General features: G+C 69.8%; 15 protein-coding genes. 6 read left to right on the forward strand and 9 right to left on the reverse strand.

Annotation, left to right across the window (positions count from 1 at the left end; genetic code table 11):
- The 3 genes from ACZ5WE_RS01670 to ACZ5WE_RS01680 all read left to right on the forward strand — a co-directional run bounded on the left by ACZ5WE_RS01670 (position 1) and on the right by ACZ5WE_RS01680 (position 4,228).
- Positions 1-819 carry a thioredoxin domain-containing protein gene (locus ACZ5WE_RS01670; RefSeq protein ID WP_467689890.1) on the forward strand — a complete coding sequence of 273 codons (819 nt, stop codon included), beginning with the start codon at positions 1-3 and terminating at the stop codon, positions 817-819.
- Positions 820-957: 138 nt separating this feature from the next.
- Entirely contained in the window at positions 958-2,637 is a 1,680-nt protein-coding gene (locus ACZ5WE_RS01675; protein WP_467689888.1) for an alkaline phosphatase D family protein, read from the forward strand.
- 40 nt (positions 2,638-2,677) lie between these two features.
- Positions 2,678-4,228 carry a serine/threonine-protein kinase gene (locus tag ACZ5WE_RS01680; RefSeq protein ID WP_467689886.1) on the forward strand — a complete coding sequence of 517 codons (1,551 nt, stop codon included), beginning with the start codon at positions 2,678-2,680 and terminating at the stop codon, positions 4,226-4,228.
- A gap of 18 nt (positions 4,229-4,246) precedes the next feature.
- On the opposite strand, the gene ACZ5WE_RS01685 is transcribed toward ACZ5WE_RS01680, so the two are convergent.
- Positions 4,247-4,816: a dienelactone hydrolase family protein gene (locus ACZ5WE_RS01685; RefSeq protein WP_467689884.1), complete on the reverse strand. Its 570-nt coding sequence runs from the start codon at positions 4,814-4,816 to the stop codon at positions 4,247-4,249.
- Positions 4,817-4,846: 30 nt separating this feature from the next.
- On the opposite strand from ACZ5WE_RS01685, the gene ACZ5WE_RS01690 reads away from it, so the two are divergent.
- Entirely contained in the window at positions 4,847-5,938 is a 1,092-nt protein-coding gene (locus ACZ5WE_RS01690; protein WP_453640631.1) for a mechanosensitive ion channel family protein, read from the forward strand.
- Between the two features lie 32 nt (positions 5,939-5,970).
- Here ACZ5WE_RS01690 and ACZ5WE_RS01695 read toward each other — a convergent pair whose 3' ends face one another.
- The 5 genes from ACZ5WE_RS01695 to ACZ5WE_RS01715 all read right to left on the reverse strand — a co-directional run bounded on the left by ACZ5WE_RS01695 (position 5,971) and on the right by ACZ5WE_RS01715 (position 10,740).
- Complete coding sequence (locus ACZ5WE_RS01695; RefSeq protein ID WP_467689882.1) at positions 5,971-7,557, reverse strand: Na+/H+ antiporter; 1,587 nt, start codon at positions 7,555-7,557, stop codon at positions 5,971-5,973.
- Between the two features lie 121 nt (positions 7,558-7,678).
- Positions 7,679-8,149 carry a GNAT family N-acetyltransferase gene (locus ACZ5WE_RS01700; RefSeq protein WP_467689881.1) on the reverse strand — a complete coding sequence of 157 codons (471 nt, stop codon included), beginning with the start codon at positions 8,147-8,149 and terminating at the stop codon, positions 7,679-7,681.
- Complete coding sequence (locus ACZ5WE_RS01705) at positions 8,146-9,087, reverse strand: RluA family pseudouridine synthase (RefSeq protein ID WP_467689879.1); 942 nt, start codon at positions 9,085-9,087, stop codon at positions 8,146-8,148. The genes ACZ5WE_RS01700 and ACZ5WE_RS01705 overlap by 4 nt, the downstream gene beginning before the upstream one ends.
- Before the next feature lie 57 nt (positions 9,088-9,144).
- Positions 9,145-9,792, reverse strand: coding sequence for a signal peptidase II (gene lspA / locus ACZ5WE_RS01710; RefSeq protein WP_467689877.1), 648 nt, complete (start codon positions 9,790-9,792; stop codon positions 9,145-9,147).
- A gap of 78 nt (positions 9,793-9,870) precedes the next feature.
- Positions 9,871-10,740 carry a TraR/DksA family transcriptional regulator gene (locus ACZ5WE_RS01715; RefSeq protein ID WP_467689875.1) on the reverse strand — a complete coding sequence of 290 codons (870 nt, stop codon included), beginning with the start codon at positions 10,738-10,740 and terminating at the stop codon, positions 9,871-9,873.
- 306 nt (positions 10,741-11,046) lie between these two features.
- Here ACZ5WE_RS01715 and ACZ5WE_RS01720 point away from each other — a divergent pair, with 306 nt between their 5' ends.
- Positions 11,047-11,238 carry a DUF1059 domain-containing protein gene (locus tag ACZ5WE_RS01720; protein WP_467689873.1) on the forward strand — a complete coding sequence of 64 codons (192 nt, stop codon included), beginning with the start codon at positions 11,047-11,049 and terminating at the stop codon, positions 11,236-11,238.
- A 358-nt stretch (positions 11,239-11,596) separates the two neighbouring features.
- A complete protein-coding gene (gene ileS, locus ACZ5WE_RS01725; protein ID WP_467690355.1) occupies positions 11,597-14,737 on the forward strand; it encodes an isoleucine--tRNA ligase in 3,141 nt (1,046 codons plus the stop codon).
- A gap of 219 nt (positions 14,738-14,956) precedes the next feature.
- Here the strand turns inward: ileS and ACZ5WE_RS01730 are convergent, their stop codons facing one another.
- The 3 genes from ACZ5WE_RS01730 to ACZ5WE_RS01740 all read right to left on the reverse strand — a co-directional run bounded on the left by ACZ5WE_RS01730 (position 14,957) and on the right by ACZ5WE_RS01740 (position 17,106).
- On the reverse strand, positions 14,957-16,054 hold the full coding sequence (locus ACZ5WE_RS01730; protein ID WP_453395048.1) for a DivIVA domain-containing protein: 1,098 nt from the start codon (positions 16,052-16,054) through the stop codon (positions 14,957-14,959).
- 46 nt (positions 16,055-16,100) lie between these two features.
- On the reverse strand, positions 16,101-16,391 hold the full coding sequence (locus ACZ5WE_RS01735) for a YggT family protein (RefSeq protein ID WP_160504525.1): 291 nt from the start codon (positions 16,389-16,391) through the stop codon (positions 16,101-16,103).
- A 70-nt stretch (positions 16,392-16,461) separates the two neighbouring features.
- A complete protein-coding gene (locus tag ACZ5WE_RS01740; RefSeq protein WP_367040961.1) occupies positions 16,462-17,106 on the reverse strand; it encodes a cell division protein SepF in 645 nt (214 codons plus the stop codon).
- Positions 17,107-17,186 lie beyond the last annotated feature (80 nt).

A 17,186-nucleotide genomic window follows, 5' to 3' on the forward strand; every position in this document is an offset into this window, starting at 1 on the left:
ATGAGCAAGCGCAACAGCCAGGCGGCCAAGTCGGCGGCCCGCGAGCGGATCCGTGCCCAGCAGGAAGCCGAGCGCAAGCGGCAGAAGCGGAAGCGGACGATGGTCGTCGGCGTCTCCGTCGTCGCGGTCCTGGCGATCGCGGGCGGCGTCGGCTACGCCGTCATGCAGGCCAACAAGCCCGGCCACTGGGAAGCCGCCAAGGACGAGAAGCTGGTCAAGCCGGCGAACTCCTCGGGCACGGACGGCACCACCGTCGTCCTCGGCAAGGACAGCGCCAAGAAGACCCTCAAGGTCTACGAGGACCCGCGCTGCCCGGTCTGCGCCAGCTTCGAGCAGGCGGTCGGCCCGACGGTCGACAAGGACCTGAAGGACGGCAAGTACAAGATCCAGTTCATCGGCGCCTCGTTCCTCGACCGCAACCTCACGGGTGAGGGTTCCAAGAACGCGCTCAGTGCGATGGGTGCCGCCCTGAACGTGAGCGACCAGGCCTTCCTCGACTACAAGAAGGCGCTGTTCTCCAAGGAGAACCACCCCTCCGAGACGGAGGACAAGTTCAAGGACGACGCGTATCTCACCAAGATCGCGAATCAGGTCCCGGAGCTCAAGAAGAGCAAGACCTTCGCGAAGGACGTCAAGGACGGCACGTACGACCGCTGGGCCCTGGAGATGGCGAAGAAGTTCGACGACAACAAGGACGGCGTCGACGGCACGCCCTCCTTCGTCATGGACGGCAAGAAGCTGACCGGCCCCGACAAGAAGAACGCTCCCTCGACGGTCGAGGACTACAAGAAGGCCGTCGACGCGGCGCTCAAGGCCTGAGGCCGAGCGGACCGGAAGTCCGCTCACTGAGGGCCGCTCACTGAGATCCGCTCACTGGGCGGCACACAGCGGAAGAGCGGGCGAACGTTTGGTCGTTCGCCCGCTCTCGGCGATTACCGATCAGTATGGTGATCGCCCGTGACCAGTCGAAACAGCGCCCACAGACCGCTCAACTCCCCGGCCCCGCGCCGCCGTACGGTCGTCAAGGCCGCTGCCGCCACCGCGGCCCTCGCGCCGCTCGCCGCGGCACCCCTCGCCCACGCCGCCGAAGGGCCCGCGTTCCACCACGGAGTCGCGTCCGGCGATCCCCTGCCCGACGGCGTCCTGCTGTGGACCCGCGTGACGCCGACGCCCGAGGCCACTCCGGGCTCCGGCAAGGGGCCCGACACCGAGGTGAGTTGGCAGATAGCCAGGGACAAGGGCTTCACCCAGGTCGTCGGCCACGGCAGCACGACCGCGCGGGCCACGGCCGACCACACGGTCAAGGCCGACGTAAGGGGCTTGAGCCCTGCCACCACCTATTACTTCCGCTTCTCCGTGGGCGGCTCCGGCGACGGCGGCACCCCGGTCCACTCCCCCGTGGGCCGCACCCGCACCACCCCCGCGCACGAAGCGGCGGCCCCCGGTGTCCGGTTCGGCGTGGTGTCCTGCGCCAACTGGGAGGCCGGCTACTTCTCCGCGTACCGCCACCTCGCGGCCCGCACCGAGCTCGACGCGGTCCTGCACCTCGGCGACTACCTCTACGAGTACCCCAGCGGCGAGTACCCGGCCGCCGGGTACGGGGTGCGTCAGCACCAGCCACTGCACGAGATCGTCAGCCTCGCCGACTACCGCGCCCGGCACGGCGCCCACAAGACCGATTTGGACGCGCGGGCGATGCACGCGGCCCACCCTGTGATCGCGATCTGGGACGACCACGAGTTCGCCGACAACACCTGGTCGGGCGGCGCGGTGAACCACTCCCCTCAGACCGAGGGCGACTGGGCGCAGCGCATGGCGGCAGCGAAACAGGCGTACTTCGAGTGGATGCCCGTACGCCCTTCTACTGAGGGAACCGTCTACCGCCGCCTGCGCTTCGGCAAGCTGGCCGACCTGCACCTGCTCGACCTGCGCTCCTTCCGCTCCGAGCAGGCGGGCTTCGGCAGCGGCGACGTGGACGATCCGGAGCGTACGATCACGGGCCGCGCCCAGCTCGACTGGCTGAAGGCGGGCCTCGCCGCGTCGGACGCCTCCTGGAAGCTGGTCGGCACCTCGGTGATGATCTCGCCGGTCGCCTTCGGTTCCGTACCGGCTCACCTGCTCGAACCCATCGCGGAGTTGCTCGGCCTGCCCAAGGAGGGCCTCGCCGTCAACGGCGACCAGTGGGACGGCTACACGGACGACCGCAAGGAGCTCATCTCCCACCTGGTCGACAAGGCCATCCGGAACACGGTCTTCCTCACCGGGGACATCCACATGGCCTGGGCGAACGACGTCCCGGTCAGGGCCGCCACGTATCCCGGATCGCCCTCCGCGGCCACGGAGTTCGTCGTCACGTCCGTGACCTCCGACAACGTGGACGACATGCTGCACGTCGCCCCGCACACCCTCTCGCTGGTCGCGGTGGGCGCGGTCAAGGCGGCCAACCGCCACGTGAAGTGGCTGGACATGGACTCGCACGGCTACGGCGTCCTCGACGTCACCGCCGAGCGCTCCCAGATGGACTACTACGTCCTGTCCGACCGCAAGGACCCCGGGGCGACGTCCTCGTGGGCCCGTTCGTACCGCACCCGCAGCGGCACCCAGAAGGTCGAGCGGGCCTCATCCCCGGTGCGCTGACCGGGTCACGCGTGTCGGTGGTGCCCTCTACGCTGGGGACATGAGCGGCCAGGGGGACATGGTGGACGGACGCTTCGAGCTCCTCGAGCGGCTCGGCAGCGGCGGCATGGGCACGGTGTGGCGGGCGCGCGACACCGTGCTGCATCGCGAGGTGGCCGTCAAGGAAGTGCGGCCCGCGGAGCGGGAGCTGACGGGCGAGGAGTCGCGCGTCCTGCGGGAGCGGGTGCTGCGCGAGGCCAGAGCACTCGCCCGGCTCAACCACCCGCATGTGGTGACGATCCATCACATCGTGGACACCGGCCCGCACCCCTGGCTGGTGATGGAGCTGCTGCCGGGGCGCACGCTCCAGGATCTCCTGGAGCAGGGCACGTTGCCGCCGCACGAGGCCGCGCGCATCGGCCGTGAGCTGCTCTCGGCGCTGCGCGTCGCCCACGCGGCGGGCATCCTGCACCGGGATGTGAAGCCCGCCAACGTCCTGCTGCGAGGCGAGGCCCCCGGCTCCACAGGCCCCTCCGTGGTGCTCACGGACTTCGGCATCGCATCGCTGCGGGGTTCCACGCAGCTCACGGCGACCGGCGACCTGATCGGCTCGCCGGAGTACATCGCGCCCGAGCGCATCCGCGGCACGGACGAGGGCCCGGCGGCCGACCTCTGGTCGCTCGGCCTCGTCCTGTACGTCGCCGTGGAGGGCGTGAGCCCGCTGCGCCGCTCCTCGACGCTGGCCACACTCGCCGCCGTGCTGGACGACTCCGTGCCGCCGCCGGTGCGCTCCGGACCCCTCGCCCCGGTCCTGAGCGCCCTTCTCGTGCGGGACCCTGCGCTGCGCCCTGACGCGGAGCGCCTGGACGCGATGCTCGCCGCGGTGGCGAACGGCATCGCCTGGCAGCCGACGGAGACCGCGGAGCGCCCCGCTGCCCCGGTGGGGCCCGCTCCCCCGGTGGGGCCCGCTCCCCCGGTGGAGCCCGCTGTCACGGTGGGACCGCCGCCCGCCGGGCCCCGAAGACGTACGCCGGTGATCGTCGCGGTCATTGCCGTGGCGCTCGCCCTGGTGGCCGGTGCCGCGCTGGTGCTCGCGCTGCGGGACGGGGACGGTGCGGGCGGGGAGGAGTCCAAGAGCCCCGCCCAGAGCGAAAGCCCTGACCGGAGCGAAAGCCCTGACCGGAGCCAAAGCCCCGATGCGACCACGCCGTCGGTGTCGGCATCGCCGTCGGCATCGGCATCCGTATCGGCATCGGCATCGGCGTCGGCGACGCCGCCCGCGTCGGGCAGCTGGATCGCACAGCTCTTCTCCGAGCCCGTCGGCACGGGCGCGGACGCCCGCGACCGCCGGCTCTCGGCCGTGCGCAAGGACGTCCCCGAGGCGGAGTACCTGCGCAGCGACGACTACGCCTCGCTGCGGCCGGGCTTCTGGGTGATCTACGCACCCGGGCCGTTCACGGACGGCCGGGCCGCCCTGCGGTTCTGCCAGGAGCGCGGCAGGACCACCGGCAACGAATGCGTCGGGCGGTATCTCAGCTCCAGCGGCGGCGACTACGGCCTGCAGTGCAAGCCGCCCGCGAGCGCCCCGGTGGGCCGCTGCACGCGCGCGTGAGGGCCACCGGGTGACGGGTTACAGGGATTCCAGGAAACCGATCGCCGTCCGCCACGTCGCCTCGGCCGCCTCCGCGTCGTAGTCGTCGAGGTCGGGGTCGGTGTAGATGTGTCCGGCGCCGGCATAGCGGTAGACCTCGACGTCGGCGCCCGCGCGCCCCATCTGGAGGTACCACGCGCTCAGCCAGTCGTCCGTCTCGAACGGGTCCGGCTCGGCCACGTGCAGCTGCACCGGAAGCTCGTCCACCGTGGTGTTCTCCGCGATGTCGGACGTGCCGTGCAGGAGCAGAAGGCCGCGCGCCTTGTCGTCGCCGAGGGCGAGGGTCTGCGCGGTGGCGGCGCCGAACGAGAACCCGGCGTAGACCAGACCCCGCTCGGAGTAGGGCGCGGAGGCCAGAATCGCCCGCTTCAGGAGCTCGTCCTTCCCGAGCTCGTCCTTGAAGGCCATGCCTTCCTCGACGGTGTCGAAGGTGCGCCCGTCGAAGAGGTCGGGCGTCCACACCTCGTGTCCCTCCGCGCGCAGCCGGTCGGCCGCCGCGTGCACCGCGGGCCGCAGCCCGTACGTCGAGTGGAAAAGCATGATGTTCATGAGGCCATCGTGCCACCTACCCTCGGGGGCATGGAGAACGTACTGCGTCCGTTGATCGTGGTCGGCGGCTCGGTCGTGCTCACGCTGGCCGTGGGATGGCTGGCCGATGTGCTGCTGCGCCGGGCCGACGACCGTCACCCCGACAACCCCCTGTGGGGCCTGCTGCGCCGCTGCAGGCTGCCGCTCCAACTCGTCATGTGCGCCACCTTGTTGCGCGGCTCCTTCGAGCAGGCCAAGATCGCCGAGGATCATTCGGCGGGCATCGGCCAGACCCTGACGCTGGTGCTCATCGGCTCGGTGGCCTGGCTCCTGGTCCGCATCGCGACCGCCATCGTCGAGGCCACCTACGCCCAGTACGCCAACGCCCACCGCGATCCGGCCCGGGTCCGCAGGGTGCGTACGCAGGTCACACTCATCCAGCGGGTGGTCACCGCGATCGTCGGTGTCGTGGCCGTCGGGGCGATGCTCCTCACGTTCCCGGCCATGCAGACGGCAGGGACGTCCCTGCTCGCATCGGCCGGCGTACTCGGCATCGTCGCGGGCGTCGCAGCCCAGTCCACGCTCGCCAATCTCTTCGCGGGGCTGCAGATCGCCTTCGGCGACATGGTGCGGATCGGCGACACGGTCGTCGTGGACGGCGAGTGGGGCACGATCGACGAGATCACGCTGACTTTCCTGGCCGTGCGGACCTGGGACGAGCGCCGGATCACGATGCCGGTGTCGTACTTCGTGTCGAAGCCCTTCGAGAACTGGTCGCGCGGCGGCTCCCAGATGACCGGCACGGTCTTCTTCCAGCTGGACCACTCGGCACCCATCACCGAGATGCGCGAGAAGCTCCAGGACATCCTGCGCGAGTGCGCGGCCTGGGACGGCAGGGACTGGGGCCTCGCGGTCACGGACACGACGCCGAACACGATCCAGGTCCGCGCCCTGGTCACCGCCAAGGACGCGGACGACATCTGGACGGTGCGGGTGACGGTGCGCGAGCACCTGGTCCGCTGGCTGACCGACCACCACGCGTACGCGTTGCCGCGGGTCAACACGGCCTGGGCCGAACCGCCGCCGGACGGCGACCGCCCGCATCCGCCCCCGCCGATCGTGCCGCGCACGGGCCGGGGCTGAGCCCCACCGAGGGACGACCCCAGAGGCTCGCCTCAGGACCGCAGGCTGCGTACGTCCAGCTGGTGCAGGACCCGGTCGACGATCTCCGGATCGGCGCCGGGTTCGCTGCGCGCGGCGAGGATCTCGTGGCGGGCGGCCGACATCATGTCGCGCTGGATGCGCTGGACCGCCTTGAGACGGTCGGCGCGCTTGGAGTACCGCTCGCGCCGCTCGTCGTCGACGATGTCGGGGCTGATCCTGGCCCCGATGTCGAAGGCCCCGCGCAGCAGCCGCTCGGAGAGGTCCTCCGGCAGCTCCTCGACCTCCTCGATCTCCTTGAGGCGGCGCTTGGCCGCCTTGGCCGCCCGGACGGCGAGGTCCCGCTCGACGGCCCGCTCGGCGTCGGTGTCGGCCCGCACCCCGAGCTTCTTCACCAGCCAGGGCAGGGTGAGCCCCTGGACGACGAGGGTGGCCATGATCACGCAGAAGGCGATGAAGATGATCTCGTCGCGGGCCGGGAAGGGATCGCCGTTCTCCGTCTTGAGCGGAATGGCGAGGGCGAGGGCTACCGATGCCACGCCGCGCATCCCGGACCACCACATGACGACGGTCTCGCGCCAGGTCGTCGGGATGTCCTCGTCGTAGTCCCGCAGCTTGTGCAGCCGCTTGGCCAGCCAGGTGGCGGGCAGCAGCCACAGCAGTCGTACGCCGACGACGACCGCGACGACCGCCGCGCCCCAGCCGATCATCTGCAGCTCACGGCCGTTCGCCGTACCGAAGACGTTGTGCAGTTCGAGCCCGATGAGCCCGAAGGCGACACCGGTGACCAGCGTGTCCACGATCTGCCAGAACGTCTGCCCGGTGATCCGGCCGAGCACGTCGTCGGCGTCGGCGCCGTGCTCCGCCAGATAGAGCGCGGTGGTCAGTACGGCGAGCACACCGGAGCCGAGCAGCTCCTCGGCCAGCACATAGCTCACGAAGGGCACGAGCAGTGTCAGGCCGGTCTGCAGGGTGGCCTCGCCGAGCAGTCCCATCAGCTTGTTGGTGAGCCAGCCGAGCGCGAAGCCGACGGCGACGGCGACCACTCCGGAGAGCACCAGCTGCCCCACCGCCGACGGCCACGAGAACGTCCCGCTGATCGCCGCCGCGATCGCCACGTGGTAGAGCACGATCGCCGTGACGTCGTTGAAGAGGCCCTCCCCCTCCAGGATCGACACGAGCCGTCGCGGCAGCCCGAGCGACCCGGCGACGGCGGTCGCCGCGACCGGGTCTGGCGGAGCGACGAGGGCGCCGAGCGCCACGGCCGCGGCGATCGGAAGGCCGGGGACGACCGAGTTGGCGATCGCTGCGACCGCCGCGGTGGTCACGAAGACCAGGGCCACGGCGAGCAGGAAGATGGGGCGTCTGTTGGCCGTGAACTGCCGCCAGGAGGTGCGCTGGACGGCCGCGTACAGCAAGGGCGGAAGGACCAGCGGAAGGATGTCGGGCGGGATCTCGACGTTCGGTACCCAGCTGACGAAGGCGAGGACGATCCCGGCCAGCGTCATGAGGACGGGCGCGGGCAGCCCGAGCCGCTCCCCCAGCGGAACCGTCACCACGGCACCGAGCAACAGAATGAGCAGCAGCGCCAGCTGGTCCACGGTGCGCCCTCCGGGGGTTCGAGGCGGTTGGAGGCGGGGCGAAGGAGTTCGAGGCTCGAACGATCAAGACCTCAACCCTGCCACGCGTTCCCCCCGAACCGGGCCAACGCCGGTGGTGCCGCTAGTCCAGGGCCTTCCGCATCGCCCGGTGCGCGATCCCCGCGTCCGGGAACTCGGGGCCGTAGACCTCGTATCCCAGCCGTTCGTAGAACCCCAGCGCATGCGTCTGCGCGTGCAGGTCCACGGCGGTGAGGCCACGCGCGCGTGCCGCGTCCTCGATCGCCCGCACCAGGGCGGCTCCCACACCGAGGCCGCGCGCGGCCCTGGTCACCGCGAGGCGGCCGAGCGCGCCCACCTCGGCGTCGCCGCCGTTCTTGGCCGCGGCCGCCTCGCCGGTGAGCAGCCGGCCCGTGCCCAGCGGAAGACCGTCGTCGCGGACCGCGATGACGTGCACCGCGTCGGCGTCGTACGCGTCGTACTCGAGGTCCTCGGGAACCTGCTGCTCCACGACGAAGACTTCCTTGCGGACCGCGAAGCAGGCCTCCAGGTCGTCGCTCTCGACCGCTACCCGGCAGGTCACCCCGGCGCTCATGAGCTCTCGGCCCGGACCCGGTCGAGCGCCTGCTGGAGGTCGTCGGGGTAGGTGCTCTCGAACTCCACCCACTGCCCGTCCCCGGGGTGCTCGAAGCCGAGCCGCACCGCGTGCAGCCACTGGCGCGTGAGGCCGAGACGCTTGCCGAGGGTGGGGTCCGCGCCGTACGTCAGGTCGCCCACGCACGGGTGGCGGTGGGCCGACATGTGCACGCGGATCTGGTGCGTGCGGCCCGTCTCCAGCTTGATGTCGAGCAGCGAGGCCGCCCGGAACGCCTCGATGAGGTCGTAGTGCGTGACGGAGGGCTTGCCCTCGGCCGTGACCGCCCACTTGTAGTCGTGGTTCGGGTGGCGGCCGATGGGGGCGTCGATCGTGCCGCTCATCGGGTCGGGGTGGCCCTGCACCAGGGCGTTGTAGCGCTTGTCGACCGTGCGCTCCTTGAACTGCCGCTTCAGGGAGGTGTACGCGCGCTCCGACTTGGCGACCACCATGAGGCCGGAGGTGCCCACGTCGAGGCGGTGCACGATGCCCTGGCGCTCGGCGGCACCGGAGGTCGAGATGCGATATCCGGCGGCCGCGAGGCCGCCGATCACCGTGGTGCCGGTCCAGCCAGGGCTCGGATGCGCGGCCACACCCACCGGCTTGACGATCACGAGGATGTCGTCGTCGTCATGGATGATCTCCATGCCCTCGACGGGCTCGGCGACGATCTGCACCGGTGCGGGCGCCTGCGGCATCTCCACCTCCAGCCAGGCGCCGCCGTGCACACGCTCGGACTTGCCGACCACGCTGCCGTCGACCATCACCTTGCCTGCCGCCGCGAGCTCTGCGGCCTTCGTGCGGGAAAAACCGAACATGCGAGAGATGGCGGCGTCGACGCGCTCGCCCTCCAGGCCGTCCGGCACGGGCAGGGTACGGATCTCGGGAATCGTGCTCACCCATTGAGTATGCAGGAGCGCACTGACACTCCCGCACCACGAGTCCCCGCCGAGGGCTCAGTCCTTGTGGACGGTCCCGTCCGGGTCCAGGCCGCGGAAGGAAAGGATCACGATCAGGAAGCCACCGCACACGATCGCCGAGTCCGCGAGATTGAACACCGCGAAGCCCTTCGGCGCGATGAAGTCGACCACCGCTCCCTCGAACACACCGGGGGCACGGAAGATGCGGTCGGTGAGGTTCCCCAGGGCGCCGCCGAGCAGCATGCCGAGAGCGATCGCCCACGGCAGGCTGTAGAGCTTGCGGGCCAGACGGGCGATCACCACGATCACGGCCGCCGCGATGCAGGTGAAGATCACGGTGAAGGCCTCGCCGATCCCGAAGGCGGCGCCCGCGTTCCGGATGGCGTTGAACTGGAGCCAGTCGCCGATGATCTCGATCGGCTCGTGGTGCTCGAGCTTCGCGACGACGATCATCTTGCTGATGAGATCCAGGGCGTACGCCAGCACGGCCACCGCGAACAGGACGAGGATCCTGCGCTTGCCCTTGGGCCGCTCCTCGTCCGGCGAAACCTGCTCGCCCTTCGAGGCCGAGGCCTGCTCGTCCTGCCCCGTCGCCTCGCCGGAGCCCGAGGCGGACTGCTCCGGCTCGGGCTCAGCAGCCTCAGGGATATCCGGCGTACCGATGATGCGCTCCGCCTCTGCCACGTGAGTCCCTCAACCTAGGTACCTGACTGGGGACGAGGGTACGGCACACACGTACGGCACCAGATGGTCAGGCCGTGTTCAGTAGCGGCGTTCCTGCTTCTGCTTGCAGTCCATGCACAGAGTCGCGCGCGGGAAGGCCTGCATCCGCGCCTTGCCGACGGGATTGCCGCAGTTCTCGCAGATGCCGTACGTCCCGGCGTCGAGACGCTCCAGGGCGCGCTCCGTCTGTTCGAGCATCTCGCGCGCGTTGGCGGCCAGGGACATCTCATGTTCCCGCGTGATGTTCTTCGTGCCGGTGTCCGCGTCGTCGTCGCCGGCGCCGTCCCCGGAGTCACGCATCAGACCCGCCAGAGCGTCCTCGGACGAGGTGATCTCGCTGCTGAGCCGCAGGGCCTCGCTCTGGAGCTCGGCACGGGCCTCCGCGACCTCCTCCGGGGTCCAGGGGTCCTCGCCGGGGCGGACCGCGAGCTCACCGGGCTCCGCCGCCGCGATTCGCGCCTTGGGCACCGCCGTCGGCTTCTTGGCTGCCGTCGCCGTGCCCGGAGTCTTCTTCGTGACCACTGTCGTGGCTCCCGTCGTCTCCGCGGCCTGAGCCGCACCCTCGGCCACTGTCGCAGCCGTCTTCTTGGCCGTGCTCTTCTTGGCCGTGCTTTTCTTGGCAGCTGTCTTCTTGGCTGCTGTCTTCTTGCCTGCGGCGGCCTTCTTTGCCGCAGGCGCCTTCTTCGCCGCGGAGGGCTCCTTGGCCGCGTCCTCCCCGGCACCGGCCGCCGTCTTCTTGCCGATGTCGGCGACCTTGGCGACCGCCTTCTTGGCGACGGCTTTCTTCGCGGCTGCCTTCTTCGCCACGGTCTTCTTGGCGACGGTCTTCTTCGTGGCGGTCTTCTTCGTGGCCGCGCCCGTGGATCTGCCCGACGCCGAATGCTGTACGGCGGTCTTTTTCGCCACCATGGCCGCGGCCCCTTCACATATTGTGATCTTGCTCGCGCAATCGTGCTGGGACGATAAATCGACTCAGGGTCCGCGGCAACGGGGCACGCCGCCCGATACGCCCGCCCCACGGGTGCCGTGCGGCGAGCATGCATGCGTTGTGCCCAGCTCCCAGCCGGGTAATCCGCCCGGCATGACGGACCGGGAGCCGGGCGCTCCGCATGTCGCCATTCGGGTCAGTCCCGCCGGTCGCGACGGCGTCGGACCCCAGCCCGCTTCAAGGCCTCAAACGGGCATAAACTGGTGCATGACCAAAGAAGGTGCGCCATGCGCAAGACAGCCGACTGCCGAGAGTTCCCGAGCGAGACCAACTGCACCCTCGCCATCTCCGGCGAAGAGGAAGAAGTGGTCCGCGCCGCCAGCGAGCACGCCGTGTCGGTCCACGGTCACACCGACAGCGCGGAGCTGCGGAAGATGGTCCGCGACTCCCTCCGGGACGAGGCCCCCCAGCACGCCTGAAGCCCCCGCCGCCCCGAATAACCGGTCGGCCGTGCCCGGCCCGGCCCCGTACACTGAGCGGAGCGAGAAGCGTGGATGGGGACGAGTAGCGGCGTACGCGGCCATGAGCGACCCGGGGACGGTGTGAGCCCGGGGGCAGGCGCGACGCGAAGATCACCCCGGAGCCGCCGGAAGAAAGCCGAAGCACACGCAGAGGCCACTAGACCCGGCATCGCGACCCCAATGAGGGGGCGTTCCCGTGCGCCACACGCGCTGGGAAGGCCAAGGAGGGTGGTACCGCGGGAGCGCGACAAGCGGCTCTCGTCCCTCCGACGGAACGGAATCGTCCGCCGGAGGAAGCGCGTTGAACACGCAGCCGTTGCATACGCAGCCGCAGTACCGCCAGGTGCCCGCCCAGGTCGACCTGCCCGCCCTTGAGCACGCCGTGCTCGACTTCTGGCGCGAGCAGAAGATCTTCGCCAAGAGCCTGGAGCAGTCCGAGGGCCGCCCCGAGTGGGTGTTCTACGAAGGTCCGCCCACCGCCAACGGCATGCCGGGCGCCCACCACATCGAGGCCCGCGTCTTCAAGGACGTCTTCCCGCGCTTTCGCACCATGCGGGGCTACCACGTCGCCCGCAAGGCCGGCTGGGACTGCCACGGCCTGCCGGTCGAGCTCGCGGTCGAGAAGGAGCTCGGCTTCAACGGCAAGAAGGACATCGAGGCGTACGGCATCGCCGAGTTCAACGCCAAGTGCCGTGAGTCCGTGACCCGGCACACCGACGCCTTCGCCGACCTCACGACCCGCATGGGCTACTGGGTCGACCTCGACGACGCGTACCGGACGATGAACCCCGAGTACGTCGACTCGGTCTGGTGGTCCCTGAAGGAGATCTTCAACAAGGACCTCCTGGTCCAGGACCACCGCGTCGCCCCCTGGTGCCCGCGCTGCGGCACCGGCCTCTCCGACCACGAGCTGGCGCAGGGGTACGAGACGGTCGTCGACCCCTCCGTCTTCGTCCGCTTCCCGCTCACCGGCGGCCCGCTGGCGGGCGATGCGGCCCTCCTGGTGTGGACGACCACCCCGTGGACCCTCGTCTCCAACACCGCGGTCGCCGCGCACCCGGACGTCACGTACGTCGTCGCGACCAATGGCGAAGAGAAGCTCGTGGTCGCCGAGCCGCTCGTCGAGAAGGCCCTCGGCGAGGACTGGGAGACCACGGGTCAGACGTTCACCGGCGCCGAGATGGAGCGCTGGACCTACCAACGCCCCTTCGAGCTTGTCGAGTTCCCCGCGCCCGCGCACTACGTGGTCAACGCCGACTACGTGACCACCGAGGACGGCACCGGTCTGGTCCACCAGTCCCCCGCCTTCGGTGAGGACGACCTCAAGGTCTGCCGCGCGTACGGCCTCCCGGTCGTGAACCCGGTGCGCCCCGACGGCACCTTCGAGGAGGACCTCCCGCTGGTAGGCGGTGTCTTCTTCAAGAAGGCCGACGAAAAGCTCACCGAGGACCTCCAGGACCGCGGTCTGCTCTTCCAGCACATCCCGTACGAGCACAGCTACCCGCACTGCTGGCGCTGCCACACCGCGCTCCTCTACTACGCGCAGCCGTCCTGGTACATCCGCACGACGGCCGTCAAGGACCGCCTCCTTCAGGAGAACGAGAAGACCAACTGGTTCCCGGACTCGGTCAAGCACGGCCGCTTCGGCGACTGGCTCACCAACAACGTCGACTGGGCGCTGTCCCGCAACCGCTACTGGGGCACCCCGCTGCCCATCTGGCGCTGCGAGGAAGGCCACTTGACCTGTGTGGGCTCGCGCGCCGAGCTCTCCGACCTGACAGGCACCGACCAGTCGGACCTCGATCCGCACCGCCCGTTCATCGACGCGGTCACCTTCCCCTGCCCGACCTGCCAGGGGACCGCGACGCGCGTCCCCGAGGTCATCGACGCCTGGTACGACTCCGGTTCGATGCCGTTCGCGCAGTGGGGATACCCCCACAAGAACAAGGAGCTCTTCGAGAGCCGCTACCCCGCGCAGTTCATCTCGGAGGCCATCGACCAGACCCGCGGCTGGTTCTACACACTGATGGCGGTGGGCACCCTCGTCTTCGACAAGTCGAGTTACGAGAACGTCGTCTGCCTCGGCCACATCCTCGCCGAGGACGGCCGCAAGATGTCCAAGCACCTGGGCAACACCCTCGACCCCATCCCGCTCATGGACCAGCACGGCGCCGACGCGGTGCGCTGGTTCATGGCGGCAGGCGGCTCCCCGTGGGCGGCACGCCGCGTGGGCCACGGCACCATCCAGGAGGTCGTCCGCAAGACGCTCCTCACGTACTGGAACACGGTCGCCTTCCAGGCCCTGTACGCCCGTACGTCGAAGTGGGCCCCCAGCGACGCCGACCCGGCGCCCGCCGATCGCCCGCTCCTGGACCGCTGGCTGCTCAGCGAGCTGCACGCGCTCACGGACCAGGCCACCCAGGCCCTTGAGGGCTATGACACCCAGCGCGCGGGCAAGCTCCTGTCCACGTTCGTCGACAACCTCTCGAACTGGTACGTACGCCGTTCCCGCCGCCGCTTCTGGCAGGGCGACAAGGCGGCCCTGCGCACCCTGCACGAGGTCCTGGAGACGGTCACCCGCCTGATGGCCCCGCTGACGCCGTTCATCGCCGAGCGCGTCTGGCAGGACCTGGTGGTGCCGGTCACCCCGGACGCCCCGGAGTCGGTCCACCTGACGTCCTGGCCCGAGGCCGACCTGACGGCGATCGACCCTGACCTGTCGAAGCAGATGGTGCTGGTGCGTCGCCTGGTGGAGCTGGGCCGCGCCACGCGCGCCGAGTCGGGCGTCAAGACCCGCCAGCCGCTGTCCCGCGCCCTGGTCGCGGCCACGGGCTTCGAGTCGCTCAACCCGGAGCTGCACGCCCAGATCACCGAGGAGCTCAACGTCTCCTCGCTCGCGTCGCTCTCCGAGGTCGGCGGCTCACTGGTCGACACGACCGCGAAGGCCAACTTCCGCGCGCTCGGCAAGCGGTTCGGCAAGGGCGTCCAGGCGGTCGCCAAGGCCGTCGCCGACGCCGACGCGGCCGCGCTGTCCCTGGCCCTGCGCGAGGGCACGGCATCGGTCGAGGTCGAGGGCGAGACGGTGACGCTGGCCCCGGACGAGGTCATCATCACGGAGACCCCGCGCGAGGGCTGGTCGGTGGCGTCCGACTCCGGTGCCACGGTCGCCCTGGACCTGGAGATCACTGAGGAGCTGCGGCGGGCCGGTCTGGCCCGTGACGCGATCCGTCTGATCCAGGAGGCCCGCAAGAACAGCGGTCTGGACGTCGCGGACCGGATCGCCCTGCGCTGGACCTCCACGGACCCGGCCGTGTCCACGGCCCTGTCCGACCACGCCGACCTCATCGCGGACGAGGTCCTCGCCACGGACTTCTCCCAGGGCGAGGCCGACGACGCGTACGGCGAGACGTTCACGGACGAGCCCCTGTCCCTGACGTTCCGCCTCCGCAAGGCGTAGTTGCCAGGGCAGCACGAGAACCGGCGAAGGCCCGGTCCCGCCGAAGATCTTGGCGGGACCGGGCCTTCGGCGTTGCGTACCCACGTACAGATGAACGTTTCTGCACCCATCCCCTCGGCGAGCACCCCTTGGCAAGCGGGCACACAAAGGGCGAGGCCCCCAGAAGTTCTGGGGGCCTCGCCCTGAACGCTGCCGACGCCTAAGGCGTGGAAACGGCCGTCAGTTGTCGTCCTCGTCGATGAGGAAGCCACGCATCGGCGACGGAGCCTGCTGCATGGGCTGCGGGGCCTGCGGCCGCACCGGCGCCATCGGCTGGGTCATCGCCGGCGACATCTGCTGCTGGCCGCCGTAGGACGGACCGGCGTTCTGCTGGTTGCCGCCCATCGACTGCTGACCGCCGTACGAGGGGGCGCCCGCGCCGGCCGGTGCCATGGAAGGCGCCGGGGACGGCGGAAGGGAAGCCGTCGCCGGGGTCCGCGGCGGGGCCAGCGAGTCGTCGGCCTGGGTCTCCAGCTGACGGAGCTGCGACTCCAGGTAGGACTTCAGACGCGTGCGGTACTCGCGCTCGAAGCCGCGCAGGTCCTCGACCTTGCGCTCCAGCGTGGCGCGGGCGGACTCCAGGGAGCCCATCGCGACGCGGTGCTTCTCCTGCGCGTCCCGCTCCAGGGCGTCGGCCTTGGCACGGGCGTCACGCTCGAGGCCCTCGGCGCGCGAACGGGCCTCGCCGACGATCTTGTTGGCCTCGGAACGGGCCTCCGCGATCGCCTGGTCAGCGGTCTGCTGGGCAAGGGAGAGCACGCGCGCGGCGCTGTCGCCACCGGGGCCCTGACCGGGCTGGGGCATCTGCGGACCGTGGCCGCCCATGGGACCACCCATGGGGCCGCCCATCGGGCCACCCTGGCCCATCGGGCCCGGACCCTGCGGACCACCCTGCGGGCCGTGCCCACTGGGGCCGGCGGGCAGCTGCGGCGCACCACCGGGCAGCTGCGGCGGGCCGCCCATCTGCTGGTGCTGCGGGTGCTGCTGCTGCGGCGGCACCGGCTGCGGACCCGATATTGCGGCGGGCACCGGGGCGCCGGGACCGCGCTGGTCCTGCGGTTCCGGAGGCTTGCGCATGCCGCCCTGTTGCTGGTTCTGCGCGGCGGCGCGGGTGGCAGCGGCCAGTTTGGCGCGCAGGTCCTCGTTCTCGCGGAGCAAGCGAGTCAGTTCGGCTTCGACCTCATCGAGGAAGGCATCGACCTCGTCCTCGTCATAGCCTTCTCGGAGGCGGACGGTCGTGAACTGCTTGTTCCGCACGTCCTCGGGGGTCAACGGCATCTCTTCACCTCAACGTAGTCGTCGGCATTCGGCAAGACCGTATCGTTCACACAGACACCGACCTGACGACGGTGATCAGGATGTAGACGATGATCATCAGTACGAAGAAGGACAGGTCGAGCGCCACGCCCCCGAGACGCAACGGCGGGATGAACCGCCGCAGAAGCTTGAGCGGTGGATCAGTGACAGTGTAGGTGGCCTCCAAAATGACCACCATCGCCTTGCCGGGTTGCCATGAGCGGGCGAACTGGAAGACGTAGTCCATGACCAACCGGAAGATCAGCACGATGAGGAAGCACATCAGCGCGATGTAAAGCACCTGCCAGACCACGCTCATGTTCGCGGTTCCCTCTCCCCTGTTACTCGTACTGCGTTTGCCGGTTCTGCGTTACTGCTTCACTTACGTCTCAGCTCTGGTTGAAGAACCCGCCCTCTGCGATGCGAGCCTTGTCCTCCGCCGTTACATCGACGTTAGCAGGCGACAACAGGAACACCTTCTGCGTCACTCGCTCAATGCTGCCATGCAGACCGAAGACCAGACCGGCGGCAAAGTCGACAAGTCGCTTCGCATCCGTGTCGTCCATCTCGGTCAGATTCATGATCACCGGAGTGCCCTCGCGGAAGTGTTCCCCGATGGTACGGGCCTCGTTGTACGTCCGCGGGTGCAGCGTGGTGATGCGGTAGGGCTCCCGCTCGGACACGACCTTGGGCATGATCACCGGTGCGTTCTTCTCCAGGCTCTGACGTTCAGGTGTGATGGATGCCACGGGGGCGATACGTGCCGGACGTCCGGATTCCGCGGCTAGCGAAGCGGAATGGGCGACCGGCTCACGCTGTGCGGGGGGCTGCACCACTCGTACCGATTCGTCCCGATCAGACACGTGAGCCTGACGGGACTGGTGCGACTGGTGTGGCGGTTCATGCCGCCTGCGGTCCCGCTCGGGCTCCGGCTCGGGTTCGAACTCGTCATCGGGGTCGAACCCCGGACCGTCGTACCCATCGTCCTCCACGAGGCCGAGGTAGACCGCCATCTTGCGCATCGCGCCGGCCATGCTCTGAGTCCTCCGCTCTGTGGTGGATCGGCTGTCGTCACCAACTGCCCGCGATCCACGAGGTCTCCCCGCCCAACAGC

This window comes from Streptomyces sp. NPDC033180 (genome assembly GCF_055577645.1).

Excerpts from the sequence above, each read along its gene's own strand:
- ACZ5WE_RS01670 (WP_467689890.1), top strand. The coding sequence starts at position 1 with ATGAGCAAGCGCAACAGCCAGGCGGCCAAGTCGGCGGCCCGCGAGCGG.
- ACZ5WE_RS01680 (WP_467689886.1), top strand. The coding sequence starts at position 2,678 with ATGAGCGGCCAGGGGGACATGGTGGACGGACGCTTCGAGCTCCTCGAG.
- ACZ5WE_RS01685 (WP_467689884.1), bottom strand. The coding sequence starts at position 4,816 with ATGAACATCATGCTTTTCCACTCGACGTACGGGCTGCGGCCCGCGGTG.
- ACZ5WE_RS01690 (WP_453640631.1), top strand. The coding sequence starts at position 4,847 with ATGGAGAACGTACTGCGTCCGTTGATCGTGGTCGGCGGCTCGGTCGTG.
- ACZ5WE_RS01700 (WP_467689881.1), bottom strand. The coding sequence starts at position 8,149 with ATGAGCGCCGGGGTGACCTGCCGGGTAGCGGTCGAGAGCGACGACCTG.
- ACZ5WE_RS01715 (WP_467689875.1), bottom strand. The coding sequence starts at position 10,740 with ATGGTGGCGAAAAAGACCGCCGTACAGCATTCGGCGTCGGGCAGATCC.
- ACZ5WE_RS01720 (WP_467689873.1), top strand. The coding sequence starts at position 11,047 with ATGCGCAAGACAGCCGACTGCCGAGAGTTCCCGAGCGAGACCAACTGC.
- ACZ5WE_RS01730 (WP_453395048.1), bottom strand. The coding sequence starts at position 16,054 with ATGCCGTTGACCCCCGAGGACGTGCGGAACAAGCAGTTCACGACCGTC.
- ACZ5WE_RS01735 (WP_160504525.1), bottom strand. The coding sequence starts at position 16,391 with ATGAGCGTGGTCTGGCAGGTGCTTTACATCGCGCTGATGTGCTTCCTC.
- ACZ5WE_RS01740 (WP_367040961.1), bottom strand. The coding sequence starts at position 17,106 with ATGGCCGGCGCGATGCGCAAGATGGCGGTCTACCTCGGCCTCGTGGAG.